Below are 18,757 nucleotides of genomic sequence, written 5' to 3'. Positions count from 1 at the left end.
GAGGTTCAAAAGGGCTCAATACAGCAGGAGCGGCGACCATGCGTCACCGTCGGGCCCGACGGTGAGCTCCCAGGTATCGCCGGCAGCGACGTCGAGGACATTCGTGGTGGCTGGATGGCCCGGCACGCTCATCTCGTAGGAATATTTGCCGGGCTGCAGATCCAGCGACACCGCATGGGCGCCGGCGGCGCGCTTTGTGCGTCCTTTGCGAACGACAAAGGTATCCACAGTAGCGACCGCCGCTCCAATGAAGAAGTACACGCTGCGTTCGTAACGGCTTAAACCCACCGCACGGTGATAGGCGGGACTCTGTCATGAAGCCGGATGGAAACGTAAGCGCGATCCAGTGGTCAGGAAGCGCTTCAAGCTCCATCGGGCACGGCCAGTGACCCGTCATCACCCTGTGTCAACACGACAAGGAACCCAACACCAAACCCGGACAAGTCGGGATACCCCACATGGTAGTCGTTCAAGGACAGCGAAATTTTCCGCTGGGACCCTGCCATCGAGGCCGGTGTGTTGACTGAGCCATTGAACAAAATCATTAGCAGCAATGTTAGGTCGGCGGTCTGCTCATTGATCGTGAGCGTGGCGTCCGTCTTGCTGATATTGGCGAACACCAGCTTGGCCTGGCCGGGTTCGGGCATGACGTTCGCGTCGGTTGCGACCAATGCGTTCTTCTGCACGAGCTTGACCGTGGTGCTGCTGTCCTTGCGGTGGAGCTCCAGCAGCGCTGGTCCCAGCGGGGAGGCGAATGCGAGCTGGACGTGATCGGCGGCGATCACCGCGCCGTCGCGCTGCTCCTGCCAACCGAGCTTGCTGAGCTCGGTGCGATAGAAGGCGAGCACGTTGCCGAGCTCGGCGGGTACGGTGGCCTCCAGTCTGATGCGAAGCGGCGCTTTAACGCCCTGCACCACGGTGGTGTGGGTCCCCCTGTAGCTGTAGCGGGTCGGCGCGGGCAGCTTGGCCTCGGGGTCCGGCGTGAGCTCTGCCGAAAACAGCCGCGGCAGATCCGGCACAAAGGCGCCGGCGGTTGCCGCGAGCATGCAGCTTGCGAGCAGGGCGAGGCCGCACGCAAACGCCCGCCATCGTGCCGGGGCTTGCGCCCCGGACCTTACCGTCAGCATCTCACTCTCCAAGAGATTGCGATTCATGTCATCGCGCAGTCACGGCTGCGACGTCGTCGGCGCGGCCTCCGACAGCTAGTCGCGGCGGGAAATCGTCGGGTTCAATGGCGTTCTAGCGCCGGGCGGAGACGCGTCCGCTCTCGACGTCAAAGACTTCGCCCCCGGCGCCGATCTCGGCGAAAGCGGCCGGGTCCGCGCCGGTCAGCCAGACCTGCGCGCCGAGCTTCTTCAGCTCCTCGAACAGCGCGGCGCGGCGGTTCGGATCGAGATGGGCGACGACCTCGTCGAGCAGCAGCAGCGGCACGATGCCGGTCATCTCGGCGACCAGCGTGGCGTGCGCCAGCACGAGGCCGATCAGAAGCGCCTTCTGCTCGCCGGTCGAGGCATCGCGCGCCGGCATGCCTTTCGGCGCGTAGATGACCTGGAGATCGGTCAAATGCGGGCCGTCGGTGGTGCGGCCGGCGATGGCGTCGCGCGGACGGTTGTCGCGCAGGATCTGGCGGTAGCGGTCCTCGACCGACGTCGCGGTCTCCCGGAGCAGCGCGTTCTCCATCCAGCCGTCGAGCGCGATCTGCGCCGAAGGAAAGGCGGAAGCCTGCGCGCGCGCGCTCAGCATGCCGGTCAGCCTTGCTGCGGTCTGGCCGCGGGTTGCTGCGACCGCGACCGCAAGCTCGGCGGTCTCGCGCTCGATCGCGTCACACCAATGGTCGTCGTAATTGCGCGTCTCGAGCAGGCGGTTGCGCGAGCGGAGGGAGCGCTCGAGCGCGTTGATGCGGCTGGAATGCTCGCTGTCGATGGCGAGCACCAGGCGGTCGAAGAAGCGCCGCCGCTCGGAGGCCGCGCCCATGAACAGCCCGTCCATCGCCGGCGTCAGCCACACCATGCGGATGTGGTCGCCGAAGGCGGCCGCCGAATTCACGGGCTCGCGGTCGATGCGGCAGCGCCGGGTCACGGCAGCGTCGGCGCGCGGCGGCTCGATGCCGGTGCCGAGCGTGGCGAGGCCCAATGCGCCCTCGACCTGCGCAGACACGGCCCAGGAGCCGTCGCCCTGATTGTCGGCAACGTCCTCCAGCGTCGCACGCCGCAGGCCGCGCCCCGGCGACAGGAACGAGATCGCCTCGATGCAATTGGTCTTGCCCGCCCCGTTCGGCCCGACCAGCGCCACCATGTCAGCCGCCGTCTCGAGCCCCGCCGCCCGATAATTGCGAAAATGCGTCAGCGTCAGGCGATGAATGCGGGAGGGGGTCATTTTAACTCGTCATTGCCGGGCAGTGCCTTTCCCTCCCCCCTTGTGGGGGAGGGTGGCGCCTCACGAAGTGAGGCGACGGGTGAGGGGTATGTTACCGCGTGGCGAGCTTTGCAAGAATGTCTTCCAGCACAGCCGCGGGCTGTTGCAACACCTCGTTGTTCCAGTAACGCGCTATGGCGAAACCTGCCGCGGACAAGGCTGCGTCACGAGTTGCGTCGCCTTGTGATTCCGCATGTTGGCTTCCGTCAATCTCGATCACGAGCCTCTTCTCGAAACAGACAAAGTCGAGAATGTAGTTCTTGAACGGCTCCTGTCGGCGAAACTTGAAAGTGGAGAGCCGACGATCCCTCAACAAGCGCCACATTGCCCTCTCGGCGTCAGTCGGCTCGTGCCGCATCTTCCTTGCAAATTGGCGGAGAGGCGGGGCGATCGGTCGATGGGACGGGTCTCGTGGCACCAACCCCTCACCCAAGTGAGCTTGCGTCAAACATTGGTGTAGCCCTCTCCCACAGGGGGAGAGGGCGCAGTAACGTGCATCGCGCGCGGTTCTAAGGGCAGTGTGTGCTGGCGAGGGAGCACGGCCCTCACACCCGCATCGGCATCAGCACGTAGAGCGCGCTCTTGTCGTCGCGGTCCTGGACCAGGGTGGGCGAGCCGGGGTCGGCGAGCCTGAGGGTCGCGACCTCGCCTTCGATCTGGGCGGCGATGTCGAGCAGATAGCGGGAGTTGAAGCCGATATCGAGGGCGTCGGAGGCGTATTCGACCTCGAGCTCTTCGGTCGCGCTGCCGGAGTCCGGATTGGTCACCGACAGCACCAGCTTGCCCGGCGACAGCGACAGTTTCACCGCCCGGCCGCGCTCGCTGGAGATGGTGGAGACGCGGTCGACCGCGTTCTCGAAATCCTTCTTGTCGACGACGAGCTCCTTGTCGTTGCCTTGCGGGATCACGCGGCCGTAGTCGGGGAAGGTGCCGTCGATCAGCTTCGAGGTCAGCACGACGTTGCCGATCGTAAAGCGGATCTTGGCCTGCGACAGCTCGATCGTCATCTCGGCTTCGGTGTCCTCGATCAGGCGCTGCACCTCGCCGACCGTCTTGCGCGGCACGATCACGCCGGGCATGCCGTCGGCGCCCTTGGGCTGGACCAGGTCGAGCTGGGCGAGGCGGTGGCCGTCGGTGGCGACGCCGCGCAGGGTCGCGGCCTTGGCGGTGCCGGCGGCGTGCAGATAGATGCCGTTGAGATAATAGCGCGTCTCCTCGGTCGAGATCGCGAACTGGGTGCGGTCGATCAGCCGCTTGACGTCCTTGGCGGCGAGCGAGAACGAATGCGACATGTCGCCGGCGGCCAGATCCGGGAAGTCATTCTCCGGCAGCGTCTGGAGCGTGAAGCGCGAGCGGCCGGCGCGGATCGCCAGCACGGCGCGGTCGCCGTCGGCCTCGAGCACGATCTGGGAGCCGTCCGGCAGCTTGCGCACGATGTCGTAGAACATGTGCGCCGGCACGGTGGTGGAGCCGGCAGTCGCGGTTTCCGCGGGCAGGGTTTCCGTCACCTCGAGGTCGAGGTCGGTCGCCTTCAGCGACAATTTCGCGTTCTCGGCCCGGACCAGCACGTTGCCGAGGATCGGAATCGTATTGCGGCGCTCGACCACGCGGTGGACATGGCCCAGCGATTTCAGGAGTTGCGCGCGTTCGACCGTAACCTTCATTGCACTACTCGCCCGATCCCCAAGATGAAAAAAGCCGGGCGGCCGAAAAGCGCGCCGCGGCACCGAAGACCCCGACAGGCCGGGGTCTCCAGCCGATATGACCAAAGCCGTCAGGGTCGCGCAAGGTGGCGCGGATGGCCCCCGGTTTCAAGGGATCGGGGGGCAGTTCCCCACGATTTACAGGCAAAAACACCCGCCGCCGCTCAGGCATAGGTCTGCTCCCTCGCCCCGCTTGCGGGGAGAGGGTTGGGGTGAGGGGGAGTTACCGCAAGGGAGGTGAGAGTTGGATGCGCCGAGAGTCCCCCTCACCCGGAATCCGCGCTGCGCGCGTATTCCGACCTCTCCCCGCAAGCGGGGAGAGGTGAAAGAAATAGGCGTTTATTCCTGAAGCTGGCGCTTCAGCGACTCGACTTCCTCCGACAGCGCGGTGTCCTTGGAGACCAGCGCCTCGATCTTGCGCACGGCGTGCAGCACCGTGGTGTGGTCGCGTCCGCCGAAGCGGCGGCCGATTTCGGGCAGCGAGCGCAGGGTCAGCGTCTTGGCGAGGTACATCGCCACCTGGCGCGGACGGACCACGTTGGCGGTGCGGCGCGAGGACAGCAAGTCGGAGCGGCTGACGTTATACTGCCGCGCCACCACGCGCTGGATGTCCTCGATCTTGATCCGCTTCGGCTCCTGCGGCCGGACCAGGTCGCGCACCTCGCGCTCGGCCATCTCCAGCGTCACCGGCTGGTTGTTGAGCTTGGAATGCGCCAAGAGCCGGTTGATCGCGCCTTCGAGGTCGCGGCCGTTATGGGTGATGGTGCGGGCGAGATAATGCAGCACCTCCTCCGGCACGTCGAACGTCGCATGATGGGCGCGGGCGGCGGCGACGCGCGACTTGAGGATGCCGTGGCGCAGCTCCTCGCCGAGCGAGCCCATCTCGACCACGAGGCCGCCGGCCAGCCGCGAGCGCACGCGGTCATCCAGGCTTTCGAGATCGGACGGCGGACGGTCGGCCGCGATCACGACCTGGCGGCCGGCGTCGATCAGCGCGTTCAGCGTGTGACAGAACTCGGCCTGCGTCGACTTGCCCTGCAGGAACTGGAGATCGTCGATCACCAGCACGTCGATACCGCGCAGCGCTTCCTTGAAGGCGAGCGCCGTCTGCGTCTTCAGCGCGGCGACGAAGCCGTACATGAACTTCTCGGCCGTGAGATACAGCACCTTACGCTCGTTGCCGGAATTGCCGGCCCAGGTCACCGCCTGGAGCAGATGCGTCTTGCCGAGGCCGACGCCGGCATGGATGTAGAGCGGGTTGAACATGACGGGATCGCCGCGACGTCCTTCGGCAACCTGGCGCGCGGCTGCATGGGCCAGCGTGTTGGAGCGGCCGATGACGAAGCTCGCAAAGGTCAGGCGCGGATCGAGCGGCGAGCCGCCGAGCGCGTCATGATTGGCCGAGACCGGCGCGGTCGCAGTCGAGCGCAGCTCCGGCGCAGGCGCGCGGCGTGTCTCGACGGGTGCGGGCGCTTCCTTCGGCGGCGCGACCGGGCGCACCGCGGAGCGCACGGTGAGATCGATGCGATGCACTTCCGGCATCTCGGCCTGCCAGCACGACAGCACGCGCTCGGCATAATGGGCCTGGATCCAGCTCTTCAGGAAGCGCGTGGGAACCGAGAGCCGCACGCTCTCATCCTGCACGTCTTCGAGATCCATGCGCGCAAACCAGCTCGTATAGATGTCTTCGCCGACGCTCGAGCGCAGCCGACCCTTCACGCGTGACCAGCGATCCTGTTCCGATGTGTTCATCGTCAAAACTTCTCTTGAGAGATATAGTTGCGTTGTGAGCGCCATGCAGGGTTCCTGCCATAGGGTTCCTGGCATAGCGCGACCTCAAAGCGAGTCCATCGTCAGACATGGCTCGACCGTTCGGCGAGAACGCCGCGTCCGATCAGCGATGTCAGAGATGGAGGGGTCGCGAGGTCAGCGCGTACTCGGCGCTCCGTCACACGCGGGAGGCTGGGTGTCCGACGGATTTAAAACGGCATCGTTGGAATGGAAAACCTGTTTCAATACCGCGTTCTGTCCGTAAGACATGATACCTCCCCGTCCTGCCGTGATTGCTCACGGCAAGGTCCTGCGTGTCCTGAAGACATCCGCGGCTAAAGTCGCCGATGTCCTGCCCGTCTGCACTGTTCGTCCGCTCGGCTTCGCCAATCACGCGTGTCGGGGTAGTCTCAAGATGTCTCTCGTTTGCGCTTGGATCTCGCTTGGAGACATTCAGACAAAGAGCTACCATTCCCATGTTGCTATGGGTTTTGAACCGACAATCGCTTGTTGAAGCGTCGCCAACGTGCACACCGCCGCCGATTTGCACGCTCGCCCCGTTTCCAAAACCGCGCTGGTCTCAAGATCGTGGGCGCCGCGAACGACTTAAGGAATACACTAAGCGGAAAGACTCGCAACGAAATTGATTCACACTCGATGCATCAAAAAACTTGACCAGCGTTAACGCCGCGCGCGACTTGTGCACAGGCTCGTGACCAAGTTTTTGGATTCGTGCACAGAATCGAAAATGCGCCGCGTCATGTGACAAATCCTCGTCACAGCCAAAAATTTTTTACAAAATCGTCACGCGCGCGACGTGCAGACGAATTTTCCAAATGCTTGCGATCGCTATGTCGATAAGTGATTAGCGAGACACCGTTTTTTGAGTCTCGTTTCACAGGGTAACTCCATCGCACGATGTGTCCCGGTGAAACTACGGTGTGCAGAACCTGGCGCGCGTGCAGGTGCGAGTTGGGCCCGCCTCGCAAGGGTTTTTCGCAGCGCAGCGCAGCGAAAGTTTCCGCTGTTGCAATATCACCCGCAACGAGCTGGAGGTAAAATTGCGGAACGCATCATAGTGCGGAGATGCAAATCCTCCAATCGAGGATTGGCACGTGACTGCTTGCGTGAATATGACAGGCAGCAAAAAGCCCGGCGCGAGGCCGGGCTGATTGACGAGCGCGATGTCGAGCGGATCAACCGATCGGATGATTGCAACCAGATCGCTTGGCGAGCCTGGTTCGCGAACTTACTTGGCGAGCTTGGCGATCTGCGCGGTGAGCCGCGAGACTTTGCGGCTGGCATTGTTCTTGTGAATGATGTTGCGCTGCGCGGCGCGCATCAAAGCGGGCTCGGCATTCGCCAGCGCCTTCACGGCGGCGGCGCGGTCGCCGGTCTTGATGGCTTCCTCGACGTTGCGCACGGCGCCACGCATCTGGGTGCGGCGCGACTTGTTGACGGCGGTGCGGCGGGCGATCTTGCGCGTCGCTTTCTTGGCGGAGGTGGTATTGGCCATGGTCTCAATGTCCTTTGCGGGTACCGGTCGCGTCTTGGTCGGGTAGCGCCGGCTTGCTTGACCGCGTAATCGACGCTCGGATTTAGGGTGTTCGGTTCAAGGCTGTTCCCGGAACATGAGGCCTCAAAGAGCCTGCAACTGCTCAAAGAACAGCGGCGGCAGGATTGCGCCCGCCGCCAGTTGGCGCCCTTATAGAGAGGGTCTTTGGCACCGTCAACGCTTTCAAGACCCGGAAAACCGGCTCTGGCGGCCTGAATGGGTGCCGTAACGCCCTGAAGAGGTTGAATTTCTGCCGTCGCCCGGCTATTGGCTGGCGGCGTTTCTTTGGGTCCTGCGACCGGACGACCATATAAGGTGAGGCATGATCCGCGGCTTTTTCCGACTGATTGGGCTGTTGCTGCTCGCCGGCGGGTTCATCTTCATGGTCTATGACGGCGCCCGCTGGGTGGCCGACCAGACCCTCAAGTTCACCCGGTTCGGCCAGTTCTGGAACGACATCAATCAGGCCAGCCAGTCGGCGTTCCGGACCTGGGTCGAGGCCAAGGCGCCCTGGCTCTGGACCTCGGTGATCCGCCTTGTGCTGGATCAGCCGGTGTTTGCCGTCCTCGGCATCCTGGGCATCCTCCTGATGATCCTGTTCCGCCCGCGCAAGCCGCTGATCGGCTATTCCCGGGACTGAGTCCCGCGCGCGGCGCCGCGTAACAAGGCTGCCCCTTCGCGCGTAAACGCCTATATTCCCACCTGATCGCGAGCACGCCGCCTGAGCGCCTGGCTTTTCGAGTCGGCACAAGCGACGGACAGCTCGTTCTTCGGAGATCCGACCATGCTGTTCATGCGCAAGACCACCGCATTGCCGAGCGCAACTGAGGCGCTGCCGGGCCGTGCGCAAGCCATCCCGACCGCGAGCACCCATTTCGTCAACGGCAGCAAGTTGCAGCCGCCTTATCCCGCCGGCCTCGAGCAGGCCGTGTTCGGGCTCGGCTGCTTCTGGGGCGCCGAGCGCAAGTTCTGGGAGCTTGGCGATGGCGTTTACACCACCGCCGTCGGCTATGCCGGCGGCCACACGCCGAATCCGACCTATGAGGAGACCTGTTCGGGACGCACCGGCCACACCGAAGTGGTGCTGGTCGTGTTCGATCCGAAGAAGGTCTCCTACGAGAAGCTCTTGAAGACGTTCTGGGAGAGCCACAACCCGACGCAGGGCATGCGCCAGGGCAGCGACGTCGGCACGCAGTACCGAAGCGCGATCTACACTTGCTCGGATGCGCAGAAGAAAGCGGCCGACGAGTCGAAGGCGCTCTACCAGAAGGCGCTCGCGGCCAAGGGCCTCGGTGCCATCACCACCGAGATCGCGCCCGCCGGCGCATTCTATTTCGCCGAGGACTACCATCAGCAATATCTGGCGAAGAACCCCGCCGGCTATTGCGGCCTCGGCGGCACCGGCGTGTCCTGCCCGATCGGCGTCGGCGTGAGCGCGTAAGTCAGCTCCGGACTCGCTGCACCTCTCCCGCTTGCGGGAGAGGTCGGCGTGCCCGGGCGATGCGAAGCATCGTCCCGCGCGCCGGGTGAGGGCTCTATCCCCCGGGGGACTGTCCCGTTGTGGCGACACCCTCTCCCCAGCCCTCTCAGCGCGAGCGAAGCTCGTCGCGCCCCGCATCCGCCTTCGCCAAGGCTTCGGCGGACAAGAGCGGGAGAGGGAGCGCAGTGTGCCCGTTGCTCGCAGCGCTCCAGCCCCCTCAACGCTTTATTAACCATAACCGGTGCATCACTGGAGCCGTCTCGTTTCGAGGGATAGGTCCGGTGCCGGTTGCACGCGCGTTTCGATGGTCGATGTTGGCAGCGTCCGCCGCGCTTGCCCTTGGCGGCTGCATGCAGACCGCCGGCCCCGTCGCGGTGATGCAGCCGCGCGCCGATCTCGATTCGATGGCCTACGGCCAGCCCTACAACGCGCCGCAGCCGGTTGTCGTCGCCGACGGTGGCGGCGCCATCGGCGCGCTGCGCAACTCCTTTGCCTCCGCGCCTGCGCCGATGCCGGTCGGCTACGCCGCGCCGATGGGAGCGCCGGTCCGTTATGATGCCTCCTACCATCTCGATGCCGGCGACAAGCTGCGCGTCGTGGTCTATGGCCAGGAAGGTCTCACCAACAGCTACGCGATCGATGCCGGCGGCTCCATCACCATGCCGCTGATCGGCGCGGTGCCGGCGCGTGGCCGCACCACGGCGGGCCTCGCCGGTGAAATCGCCGCGCGCCTGCGCAACGGTTATATCCGTGAGCCCTCGGTCGCCGTCGAGATCGAGGCCTATCGCCCGTTCTTCATTCTCGGCGAAGTCTCGGCGCCCGGCCAATATCCCTACGTGCCGAACATGACGGTCGAAAGCGCCGTCGCCATCGCCGGCGGCTTCTCGCCCCGCGCCAAGCGCGACGTGGTCACCGTCACGCACACCGAAGCCGGCGGCTCGATGCGCGCCGTGGTTCCGCTCGGCACGCCGTTGGCACCGGGCGACACCGTGTTCGTCGGCGAGCGCTGGTTCTAGCTCTCTCGTCATTCCGGGGCGCGCGTAGCGCGAGCCCGGAATCTATTTCTCCACCATCTCTGACCCACGATGGATTCCGGGCCTGCACCGCTGCGCGGCGCATCCCGGAATGACGGCAGGGATGATGTCGGCGACCTCGCGACCTATCTCCTGAAATCCAGCCGCCCTTCCCGAAAACATCCGTCGATGCACGCGGCATCGACCACGCGCCCGACCCACGGCCGCGTGATCGCTGGGTTGGTCAGGTTGATGTACTTGCCAACCAGGCGATCCGCGCCCTCGCGCGCCGCGTCGATCAGCCCGTGTCGGCGACCATCGTCCCAGTCGAAACGCAGGTAGATCCGGTTCCCCGCAACGCGAACGTCGGCGCGGCCCCGCTTCCATGTCTCCGGCGTGTCGCCGGCAATGGTCGGATCGGCGCCGCCGTTCCAGCGGCTTGCCCAGATGCCTTCAAGCGGGTCGGCGCGCGAAGAAATGTCTGCCCAATGCGCCGCATTGCCGTCGGCTGCATCGCCGGAAAGCGTGGCGGCCGCGGCGTAGCTCATGACGTCAGAATCGTCCGGGCCCGGGACGTCCATCGTGCCGAAGGGATTGCGGATGACGAGGTTCGTGTTGACCTGCTGCATGACGATCTCCCGGCGTGTGTTGGCTTGATTGGCCAACCCTATCGCCGGGGGGCAGGTCGCAACCACCCGATTCCCGCTCTCACCTCTCGTCATTCCGGGGCGCGCGTAGCGCGAGCCCGGAATCCATCGCGCCTCCGACTTTGACGCATGATGGATTCCGGGCCTGCACCGCTTCGCGGCGCATCCCGGAATGACGGAGGAGAGAGTCGCCCGCGCTACGTCGTCAAATGCTTCGCGAAGAATTGCATGCTGCGTGGCCAGGCGATGTCGGCACTCGCCTTGTCGTAGCTGGCGCGCTCGTCGCAATGAAAGCCGTGCTGGGCGCCGGGATAGATGAAGACCTCCACGTCCGGCCGTTTCGCCTTGACGGTCTCGACGTCGGTCAGGGGAATGCCGGCATCCTTCTCGCCGAAATGCAGTTGCGTCGGCACCTTCGGCGTCTCGTCGGCGAAGCGCACGACCGCGCCGCCATAATAGCCGATCGCGGCCTTCAGGCCCGACAGCCGCGTCGCCGCGACGAAGGCAACGCTGCCGCCGAGGCAAAAGCCGATGATGCCGACCGGGCCGACGCCCTTCACCGCATCGATCGCGGCTTGGGTGTCGCGCAGCATCGCGGCCCAGTCGGGACTGGCAACGAACTTGCGCGCCTCGGCGATCTCATCGGGCGTATAGCCCGACTGGAAATTGGGCGAGGTGCGGTCGAAGATCGACGGCGCGATCGCGACATAGCCTTCGCTCGCCAGCCGATCGCAGACCGAGCGGATGTGATGATTGACCCCGAATATCTCCTGGATCACCACCACCGCGCCCTTCGGGTTGCCTGCGGGATCGGCGCGATAGCCGCCCAGCTGGAAATTGTCGGAGGCCTTCAGTCTGATGTCTTGTCCCACGCGGGTTGTCCTTCTCTGTTATTGCGAACTCAGCTCTCTCCCCTCATCCTGAGGAGCGCGCCCTTCGCGCGCGTCTCGAAGGATAGAGGCCGAGCTGCGAGATGCGGGCCTGCATGGTTCGAGACGCGCGTTCCGCGCTCCACACCGTGAGGGGTGACAGTTATTCCCACATCCAGTTCTCGCCGTAGTCCTCCTTCCATCCCGCCAGCCGTCCGTGGCGGAATTGCAGGAACAGGCGGTGGCGGTAGGGGATCAAGCCGCTGCCGCCGATGTTGCGAAGCGCGAGGTAGATTTCGTTGCCGGGACGTCCCCGCACATATTGCAGCGGCTGCCCCAAAGCGCGTGCGGATTGCTCGGCGTCCATGCCGAAGGCGAGCGGTGTGTTGTTCGACAAGGTCGCGACGAAGGGCCGGCGCGGCGGCACGGTGCCAAACGGTTCGGCCTGAACAGGCGCCGAGAAAAGTGTCGCCACGACGCCCGCAACCAACATCGCTTGCTTCATCGGCTCAAATCCTCGTTCGGCCGGCCTATTGCGGCAAGTTCTTCAGGAAAGGCACGACCGCGTCAACAAAAGCCTTGGGCTGATCGATGTTGACGGCGTGTCCGGCGGCGGGGATCACGACCTTTTGTGCGCCGGGGATCTTGGCCGCCATGTAGTCGGATGCGGCCAGGAACGGCGTGTCGTCGGCGCCGACCACGATCAACGACGGCACCGTGATATCGGGAAGCAGCTCGATCACCTTCGCATCGCGCTGGGTCAGCATGCCGCGTGCGGCGAGCGCCAGCCCGCTGGCGTTGCGATGACTAGCGGAGGCGCGCTCGCGCGTCGCCGCCTTCAGCACGTCGAGACCTTCGCGCTCGAGCCTGTCGGCGGTGGCAAGCGCCCGTGCGTTCCAGGCCTCGCGCGCATCGTCCTTCTTGAAGCCCGGGCCGGTGTCGATGATCAGCAGCGCGCGGACGCGTTGCGGATAAGCGCGCGTGAAGGCGAGCGACATGTAGCCGCCGAGCGACAGCCCGCCGATGACGGCGCGCTTCGAGCCGACGGTATCGAGGATCGCCGCCATGTCGCCGACGGTGAGCGCTTCGCTATAGGCCTTGGGATCGTCGGGATAGTCGGACTGGCCGTGGCCGCGCATGTCCCACAAGACAAGCTTGTGGTCCTTCGCCAATGCATCGACCTGCTCACGCCACATCGCCGAGGTCGATGAGTAGCCGTGCGTGAGCAGCAGCGGCGGCCCGTCGCCATGGACCTCGTAATAGATTCCGACGCCGTCCCGATCGATCTTCGGCATTTCTCCCGCCTTTATTGTTTGTTTCGTCGCGGCCATCCTAGCCGCCGGGTTACCTCGAAGAAACCGCCTGAAGGCGATGGCATGTATGCTTGACGCGAGGTCTGCCGTTTTCCTTTGCATCATGCGCGCTGCGTCAGTTCCGTTCTCGCAACGCACAACATGCAAAGGCCGAGATGGCTTCGATCAATTCCAGATTGCATTTGCCTCTGCGGCGGAACGCGATCATTCTTGCGATCAAGGTTGACGCCAGCCCGGTGGGCGTCCGCCAATACAAGTTGCCGCCGTAAGCGGCTTCATGCACCGGCAGGGGAAGACGCCTATGCCAACTCTCACCATCAACGGGCGGAGTCTGTCCGTGGATGCGGCGAACGCCGCAACCGAGATGCGCACTGCATCCGCCTCCGGCAATGAGCGGAGGTCCACATGAATAAGCACGTGAACAACGTCGCCCCCGGGACGACCGATCTCAGCCGCCGCTCCTTCCTCGTCGGCACCGCCGCGTCCGGCCTCGTGCTCGGCTATGCCGGCATGCCCGGCATCGATCCGGCGTCGGCCGCCGCGCCCGCCAATTTCGAGCCGAGCGTCTGGTATGCGATCTCGCCTGACGGTCTCGTCACCGTGACCTGCGGCAAGGCCGACATGGGCCAGCACATCGCCTCCACCATGGCGCAGATCGTCTGCGAGGAGCTGGGCGCGAAATGGAGCGACATGCGTGTGCAGCTCGCCTCCAACGATCCGAAGTTCAACGATCCCGTTCTGGGGGCGCAGATCACCGGCGGCAGCTGGTCAACCATGATGAATTTCGAGGCGATGAGCCGGGCGGGCGCTGCCGGCCGTATCGCGCTGACGGAAGCGGCGGCCGCAGCCATGGGCCTGCCGCCCTACTTCAAGGACCAGCTGGTGGTGCGCGACTCCATGGTCTCGCATCCGAAGTCGAAGAAGCAGATGTCGTTTGCCGACATCGTCAAGAGCGGAAAGGCGACCAAGACCTTCACGCCGGACGAGCTTAAGGCGATCAAGCTGAAGACGCCGGATCAATACACCATGATCGGCGTGTCGGTGCCGCAGCTCGACATCCCCTCCAAGACCAACGGCACCGCCAAGTACGGCATCGACGTGATGCTGCCGGGCATGGTCTACGGCAAGGTGGTGACCCCGCCGGTGCGCTTCGGCGCCACGGTGAAATCGGTCGACGACAGCGAAGCAAAGAAGGTGCCCGGCTTCATCAAGGCCATCATCCTCGACGACAAGACCGGAACCACCTCCGGCTGGGTGGTCGCGGTGGCCGGCACCTATGCCAACGCGCGCAAGGCGGCGGATGCGCTGAAGATCGCCTATGACGGCGGTCCGAACGCCAAGCTGTCGAGCCAGTCGCTGCTCGACGAGGCCAAGCGGCTCCAGGGCCTCGAGGATTCCGGCCAGTTCTTCGTCAAGGACGGCGATCCCAATGCGGCCTTCGGTTCGGCGGCCAAGGTGGTGGAGGCCGAGTACACCACCAGCATCAACATCCACGCGCCGCTGGAGCCGATGAACGCCACCGCGGAGTTCAAGGGCGACATCCTGCACATCTATTCCGGCAACCAGTTCGCGACGCGCTCCGGCGCGATCGCCGCGGGCGCGGCCGGGATCGATCCGAAGTTCGTGGTGATGCACCAGCATTGGCTGGGCGGCGGCTTCGGCCGGCGTCTCGATGCCGACATGATGATTCCGGCCGTGCAGGCGGCAAAGGCGGTCGGCAAGCCGGTGAAGGTGATCTATTCGCGCGAGAACGACATGACGATGGATTTCTCGCGTCCGCTCACCTACCAAAAGGTGAAGGCCGGCGTGGACGGCGACGGCAAGCTCATCGCGCTCAGCCACGACGTCGTCTCCGCCTGGCCGACCGCGCGCTGGGGAATCCCCGATTTCCTGACGCCATCGGTCGACAAGAAGGGGCCGCTCGACAGCTTCACGGTGAACGGTGCCGACTTCTTCTACACCGTGCCCAACCATTATGTGCGCGCGATCAAGAACGAGCTCGCGCACAACGCGACGCCGTCCGGGCAGCTTCGCTCGGTGGCGCCCGGCTGGACGTTCTGGGCGGTCGAAAGCATGATCGACGAGATCGCGGCTGCGACCGGCAAGGATCCCGCGCAGTTCCGCATCTCGCTGCTCGACGGTGCCGGCAAGAACGACGGCGGGGCGCAGCGGCTGCGCAACACGCTGCTCGCCGCAATGGGACTGTCCGGCTACGGCACCAGGCAACTGCCGAAAGGCGAGGGCATGGGCGTCGCCTGCGTCTCGTCGCAGGAGCGCGCGACCGCAAGCTGGACGGCGTGCGTCGCCCATGTCGCGGTGGCGCCGTCGGGTGAGGTGACCGTGAAGAAGCTCACGGTCGCAACCGATGTCGGCACCCAGGTGCATCCCGACAACATCCGCGCCCAGGTCGAGGGTGCGGCGCTGTGGGGCCTGTCGCTGGCGATGTACGAGAAGGCGACGCTCAAGGGCGGTGGCATCGAGCAGACCAATTTCGACAGCTACACGCCCTTGCGCATGAGCCAGATGCCCGAGGTCGCGGTCACCGTGATCGCCAATGGCGAGAAGGCCACCGGCGTCGGCGAGCCGGCGGTGACGGTGATCGCCCCCGCCATCGGCAACGCCATCTTCAACGCCAGCGGCGCCCGCGTGCGGGCGCTGCCGATCACGGCCGAGGCCGTGAAGGGCGCAATGAAGGCGTAAGCCGGTCGAAGGCTGCCAGAGATCATCCGCCGGAGGGCAACTTCCGGCGGATTTGTTTTGGAGGCCGCCTCCACAATCTCACTGTCATGCCCGCGAAGGCGGGCATCCAGTAAGCCGCGGCTTCTCGATTCTAGCCGCGCCGTCTCGGAGTATTGGAGCGCCCGGTCAAGCCGTTCGATGACGGCGGCGGGCGGGAGGGACAGCGCCCGAAAATCCCCTTTATCTTCAATGGCCGTTCTACTGTGCATGGGGTTGTTTTCACCGTTTTGCAGTTCCCTTGCGGGTAACCGAAATCCGTAAAATTGCGCGCAATTCCGGAAGGTTCCATTGAGCACGCCTCTTAAGGGCCGGAGAACCTGATCCGGCTTAGGCTTTCGCCCGAAACACTCCCGTTCTCTTGGGGAAGCCATGAACGCCTCAGTGAAACCCGCCGCCAAACGCCGGCTTCTGCTCGCCTCCGACCGGAGCGACGAGAGCACCGAGCTTGCCAGCATCCTGAAGGCGGTCGGCGACGTCTCGACGGTGACGACCCAGGACATCCCCGAGAAGCCCTCGCGCGATCTCTCCGGCCTCGTGGTCGACATCAATCTGCGCTCGCCCGAGAGCGTGCAGCGGGTGCGCAACAAGCTGCGCGGCGATGCCTATCGTTCGATGCCGCGGCTGTTCGTGCTCGCCGATGCCCTGCACCACGGCACCATGCAGGCCTGGGCGCTGGGCGCCACCGACACGATCTCGCGGCCGCTTCAGGCCGACGCGATCCTGCAGCGCATCCGCGCCGCGTTTCCCGACACCGCCACCTATGACGCGACCGATCGCGGCAAGACGCTGAACCGCGGCGTCGAGGCGGCGCACGCGGTGCTCGCCAAGATGTTCGAGAAGCTGCCGCTCGGCGTGCCCCTGACCTTCGACGACGTCATCGCCGCCGAGAGCAAGATCCTGAAGGCGATGAAGCACTCCTCGCTGCGCGAGTGGCTCACCACGGTCGGCTGCCACCATGTCGGCAGCTATCGCCACTGCCTGTTCGTCACCGGATTTGCCGTCGCCTTCGCGCAGCATCTCGGCATGCGCGAGGATGACCAGCGCCGCCTGACCCGTGCCGCGCTGCTGCACGACGTCGGCAAGGCCTTCGTTCCCTCCGCGCTGCTCGACAAGCCCGGCAAGCTCACCGACGAGGAGATGGACGAGGTCCGCCAGCATCCGCGCCGCGGCTATGATGCGCTCGCAGCTCAGGGCGGCTTCCCGCCGGAGATGCTCGACGTCGTGCTGCATCACCACGAATTCCTCGACGGCAGCGGCTATCCCAACGGCCTGTCGTCGAACCAGATCAGCGACATCGTGCGGCTGACGACGATCGTCGACATCTACGCCGCCCTGGTGGAGAAGCGCGCCTACCGCATGCCCTTCACCCACTCCCGCGCCTTCACGATGATGGAAGGCATGGGCGGCAAGCTCGACCAGCAGCTGCTGCAGGCGTTCAGGCCCGTGGCGCTGGGGTCGTTTTGACTTCTTGACGAGTCATTCCGGGGCGATGCGAAGCATCGAACCCGGAATTTCGAGGTTCCGGGTTCGGTGCTTTGCACCGCCCCGGAACGACTGTGATCACCCCACCATCTTCCTCAGCTCCGCCTTCGCCACCTTCTCCAGCGTCGAGCGCGGCATGTCGTCGACCAGCCTGATCTCGCGCGGCACCTTGAAGTCGGCGAGGCCTTTGCGGCAGGCGGCCATCACGCTGTCACGCAGGTCCGGCGCCGCGCCCGCGACACCGCCGTGCGGGATGATGAAGACGACCGGCACCTCGTCCAGCATCGGGTGCTTCTTCGCCACCACCGCCGCCTCGCGCACGCCGGGGACGAGCGCGATCACCTGCTCGATCTCGGAGGCCGCGACGTTCTCGCCGCCGACCTTCAGCATGTCCTTGGCGCGGTCGCCGAATCTGACGAAGCCGTTCGCCAGCCGCTCGACGCGGTCGCCGGTGAGGAAGAAGCCGTGCGCGTCGAAGCTCTCGCGCGTGGCTTTCTCGTTGTGGAGATATTCGGCGAACAGCGACAGGCCGCGGATGCCCTTGATCGAGAGATTGCCGGTGTCGCCGACCTCGGTCGGCCGTCCGTCATCGTCGGTGATCCGGATCTGGTACTCAGGCGCGGCGCGGCCGATCGACATCGGGATGTTGGGCTGATCGACCTCGCCGACGATGCCGTGGGTGATGGTCTCGGTCATGCCCCACCAGCCGATGATCTTGACGCCGAAGGCGGCGAAGGCCGGCGGCTCGTTCACGGCGCTGCCCCACAGGCGGAATTTGTGGTCTTTCGGGATCTCCTGCTCGAGCAGCGCCTTCATGCAGAAGGGAATGGTCGAGGTCCAGGTCGAGCCGTGCTCGCGCGCGACGCGCCAGAACCGGCTCGCGGAGAAGCGCGGCTGGATTACGCAGGTCGCCCCGACCCAAAGCGTCGCCAGCATGGAGTAGGCCAGCGCGTTGGTGTGAAACAGCGGCAGATAGGCCTGGTGCACGTCGCCGGCGTGCAGATCCTCATGCGCGGCGTTGATCTTGGCGCCCCACAGCGCGTTGGCGTGGGTCCACAGCACCGCCTTCGGCCGCGATGTCGTGCCGGAGGTGTATTGTACGCTGCACGGCGCGAGCGGATCGGCCATGCGCCCGGGACGGTCGGCGCCGTCGGCGAACAGCGCCTCGAAGCTGTCGCCGTGCGCGACGGGCTGTGCCGGCGCCGCGCCCGCATCGTGCGAGGTCACCGCGATCCAGCGCAGATTGCGGCAGTGCTTTGCAAGGATCTCGGCGTAGGACGGTTGCGTGATGGCGGCAACCGCGCCGCAATGATCCGCAAAATATTCCATCTCGGCCGGCGCCGAACGCGTGTTTGTGGTCACTGCGATGGCGCCCAGCTCGACGCAGGCAAACCAGGCCAGCAGCGCCTCGATGCAATTGTCCAGGTGAATGAGCGCATATTCGCCCGGCCTGACGCCGCGCTTCGCCAGCCCCGCCGCGAGCGCGCCGACCCGCTCGTGAAACTCGCCATAGCTCCAGTGCCGCGCCGGCGCGTCGAACGGCGCCCAGATCAGGAAGGGATGAGCGCTGCGCACCTCGGCGCGCATCTTCAGGAGCCACGGCACATCCAGCCCGTCAAACGGGCCCACGATTCCGGCTGCGGTCTGTTGATTGGGCATGCGTCCTCCCGTGCAGCCTGCATCTTGATGGCGGCCGCCTTTTGATTATTGCGTCTTCCTGCCACCGGACGGCGCGGGGAGCAAATCGGGGGCGGTGTGCGCTGTGCAGTGG

17 protein-coding genes are annotated in these 18,757 nt (G+C 65.2%); 5 read left to right on the top strand and 12 right to left on the bottom strand.

Annotated elements, in window-relative coordinates:
• Positions 1-15: 15 nt before the first annotated feature.
• The 7 genes from ACFLEY_RS46385 to rpsT form a co-directional block, all read right to left on the bottom strand.
• Complete coding sequence (locus ACFLEY_RS46385) at positions 16-261, bottom strand: hypothetical protein (RefSeq protein ID WP_373565246.1); 246 nt, start codon at positions 259-261, stop codon at positions 16-18.
• 101 nt (positions 262-362) lie between these two features.
• Entirely contained in the window at positions 363-1,127 is a 765-nt protein-coding gene (locus ACFLEY_RS46380; protein WP_249162712.1) for a hypothetical protein, read from the bottom strand.
• Positions 1,128-1,239: 112 nt separating this feature from the next.
• Positions 1,240-2,376 (bottom strand): DNA replication/repair protein RecF, encoded by a 1,137-nt coding sequence (gene recF / locus ACFLEY_RS46375; RefSeq protein WP_060909518.1) that lies wholly within the window; start codon positions 2,374-2,376, stop codon positions 1,240-1,242.
• Between the two features lie 91 nt (positions 2,377-2,467).
• A complete protein-coding gene (locus ACFLEY_RS46370) occupies positions 2,468-2,833 on the bottom strand; it encodes a DUF559 domain-containing protein (RefSeq protein ID WP_011083650.1) in 366 nt (121 codons plus the stop codon).
• A gap of 127 nt (positions 2,834-2,960) precedes the next feature.
• On the bottom strand, positions 2,961-4,079 hold the full coding sequence (dnaN, locus tag ACFLEY_RS46365) for a DNA polymerase III subunit beta (protein ID WP_011083651.1): 1,119 nt from the start codon (positions 4,077-4,079) through the stop codon (positions 2,961-2,963).
• A 378-nt stretch (positions 4,080-4,457) separates the two neighbouring features.
• Positions 4,458-5,870, bottom strand: coding sequence for a chromosomal replication initiator protein DnaA (dnaA, locus tag ACFLEY_RS46360; RefSeq protein WP_011083652.1), 1,413 nt, complete (start codon positions 5,868-5,870; stop codon positions 4,458-4,460).
• A gap of 1,267 nt (positions 5,871-7,137) precedes the next feature.
• A complete protein-coding gene (rpsT, locus tag ACFLEY_RS46355; RefSeq protein WP_011083654.1) occupies positions 7,138-7,404 on the bottom strand; it encodes a 30S ribosomal protein S20 in 267 nt (88 codons plus the stop codon).
• Between the two features lie 361 nt (positions 7,405-7,765).
• Between rpsT and ACFLEY_RS46350 the strand changes: the two genes are divergently transcribed.
• The 3 genes from ACFLEY_RS46350 to ACFLEY_RS46340 all read left to right on the top strand — a co-directional run bounded on the left by ACFLEY_RS46350 (position 7,766) and on the right by ACFLEY_RS46340 (position 9,939).
• Entirely contained in the window at positions 7,766-8,083 is a 318-nt protein-coding gene (locus ACFLEY_RS46350; RefSeq protein WP_011083655.1) for a hypothetical protein, read from the top strand.
• Between the two features lie 144 nt (positions 8,084-8,227).
• Complete coding sequence (msrA, locus tag ACFLEY_RS46345; protein ID WP_060909517.1) at positions 8,228-8,884, top strand: peptide-methionine (S)-S-oxide reductase MsrA; 657 nt, start codon at positions 8,228-8,230, stop codon at positions 8,882-8,884.
• Between the two features lie 350 nt (positions 8,885-9,234).
• On the top strand, positions 9,235-9,939 hold the full coding sequence (locus ACFLEY_RS46340; protein WP_231166607.1) for a polysaccharide biosynthesis/export family protein: 705 nt from the start codon (positions 9,235-9,237) through the stop codon (positions 9,937-9,939).
• A gap of 143 nt (positions 9,940-10,082) precedes the next feature.
• Here ACFLEY_RS46340 and ACFLEY_RS46335 read toward each other — a convergent pair whose 3' ends face one another.
• From ACFLEY_RS46335 to ACFLEY_RS46320, 4 genes are all read right to left on the bottom strand, one after another.
• Positions 10,083-10,565 (bottom strand): hypothetical protein, encoded by a 483-nt coding sequence (locus ACFLEY_RS46335; RefSeq protein WP_211433359.1) that lies wholly within the window; start codon positions 10,563-10,565, stop codon positions 10,083-10,085.
• 215 nt (positions 10,566-10,780) lie between these two features.
• Positions 10,781-11,455, bottom strand: a complete 675-nt coding sequence (locus tag ACFLEY_RS46330; RefSeq protein ID WP_060909516.1) for a dienelactone hydrolase family protein — start codon at positions 11,453-11,455, stop codon at positions 10,781-10,783.
• 160 nt (positions 11,456-11,615) lie between these two features.
• Complete coding sequence (locus tag ACFLEY_RS46325) at positions 11,616-11,957, bottom strand: hypothetical protein (protein WP_011083660.1); 342 nt, start codon at positions 11,955-11,957, stop codon at positions 11,616-11,618.
• A 25-nt stretch (positions 11,958-11,982) separates the two neighbouring features.
• Entirely contained in the window at positions 11,983-12,747 is a 765-nt protein-coding gene (locus ACFLEY_RS46320) for an alpha/beta fold hydrolase (RefSeq protein WP_060909515.1), read from the bottom strand.
• 423 nt (positions 12,748-13,170) lie between these two features.
• Between ACFLEY_RS46320 and ACFLEY_RS46315 the strand changes: the two genes are divergently transcribed.
• Together ACFLEY_RS46315 and ACFLEY_RS46310 are read left to right on the top strand one after the other, a co-directional pair.
• Positions 13,171-15,465 carry a molybdopterin cofactor-binding domain-containing protein gene (locus ACFLEY_RS46315; RefSeq protein WP_211433358.1) on the top strand — a complete coding sequence of 765 codons (2,295 nt, stop codon included), beginning with the start codon at positions 13,171-13,173 and terminating at the stop codon, positions 15,463-15,465.
• Between the two features lie 408 nt (positions 15,466-15,873).
• Complete coding sequence (locus ACFLEY_RS46310) at positions 15,874-16,968, top strand: HD-GYP domain-containing protein (protein WP_011083664.1); 1,095 nt, start codon at positions 15,874-15,876, stop codon at positions 16,966-16,968.
• 96 nt (positions 16,969-17,064) lie between these two features.
• Here the strand turns inward: ACFLEY_RS46310 and ACFLEY_RS46305 are convergent, their stop codons facing one another.
• Positions 17,065-18,645 (bottom strand): ATP-dependent acyl-CoA ligase, encoded by a 1,581-nt coding sequence (locus ACFLEY_RS46305; protein ID WP_060909514.1) that lies wholly within the window; start codon positions 18,643-18,645, stop codon positions 17,065-17,067.
• Between the last annotated feature and the right edge of the window lie 112 nt (positions 18,646-18,757).

This window comes from Bradyrhizobium sp. YCK136, from assembly GCF_044570075.1.
Taxonomy (GTDB): Bacteria; Pseudomonadota; Alphaproteobacteria; order Rhizobiales; family Xanthobacteraceae; genus Bradyrhizobium; species Bradyrhizobium diazoefficiens.
This window is presented reverse-complemented; position numbering and strand designations above follow the sequence as displayed.

What these genes read in the sequence shown, in the direction of transcription:
- ACFLEY_RS46380 (WP_249162712.1), bottom strand. Translation starts at nt 1,127, where the DNA reads ATGCTGACGGTAAGGTCCGGGGCGCAAGCCCCGGCACGATGGCGGGCG.
- recF (WP_060909518.1), bottom strand. Translation starts at nt 2,376, where the DNA reads ATGACCCCCTCCCGCATTCATCGCCTGACGCTGACGCATTTTCGCAAT.
- dnaN (WP_011083651.1), bottom strand. Translation starts at nt 4,079, where the DNA reads ATGAAGGTTACGGTCGAACGCGCGCAACTCCTGAAATCGCTGGGCCAT.
- dnaA (WP_011083652.1), bottom strand. Translation starts at nt 5,870, where the DNA reads ATGAACACATCGGAACAGGATCGCTGGTCACGCGTGAAGGGTCGGCTG.
- rpsT (WP_011083654.1), bottom strand. Translation starts at nt 7,404, where the DNA reads ATGGCCAATACCACCTCCGCCAAGAAAGCGACGCGCAAGATCGCCCGC.
- ACFLEY_RS46350 (WP_011083655.1), top strand. Translation starts at nt 7,766, where the DNA reads ATGATCCGCGGCTTTTTCCGACTGATTGGGCTGTTGCTGCTCGCCGGC.
- msrA (WP_060909517.1), top strand. Translation starts at nt 8,228, where the DNA reads ATGCTGTTCATGCGCAAGACCACCGCATTGCCGAGCGCAACTGAGGCG.
- ACFLEY_RS46340 (WP_231166607.1), top strand. Translation starts at nt 9,235, where the DNA reads ATGTTGGCAGCGTCCGCCGCGCTTGCCCTTGGCGGCTGCATGCAGACC.
- ACFLEY_RS46335 (WP_211433359.1), bottom strand. Translation starts at nt 10,565, where the DNA reads ATGCAGCAGGTCAACACGAACCTCGTCATCCGCAATCCCTTCGGCACG.
- ACFLEY_RS46325 (WP_011083660.1), bottom strand. Translation starts at nt 11,957, where the DNA reads ATGAAGCAAGCGATGTTGGTTGCGGGCGTCGTGGCGACACTTTTCTCG.
- ACFLEY_RS46320 (WP_060909515.1), bottom strand. Translation starts at nt 12,747, where the DNA reads ATGCCGAAGATCGATCGGGACGGCGTCGGAATCTATTACGAGGTCCAT.
- ACFLEY_RS46315 (WP_211433358.1), top strand. Translation starts at nt 13,171, where the DNA reads ATGAATAAGCACGTGAACAACGTCGCCCCCGGGACGACCGATCTCAGC.
- ACFLEY_RS46310 (WP_011083664.1), top strand. Translation starts at nt 15,874, where the DNA reads ATGAACGCCTCAGTGAAACCCGCCGCCAAACGCCGGCTTCTGCTCGCC.
- ACFLEY_RS46305 (WP_060909514.1), bottom strand. Translation starts at nt 18,645, where the DNA reads ATGCCCAATCAACAGACCGCAGCCGGAATCGTGGGCCCGTTTGACGGG.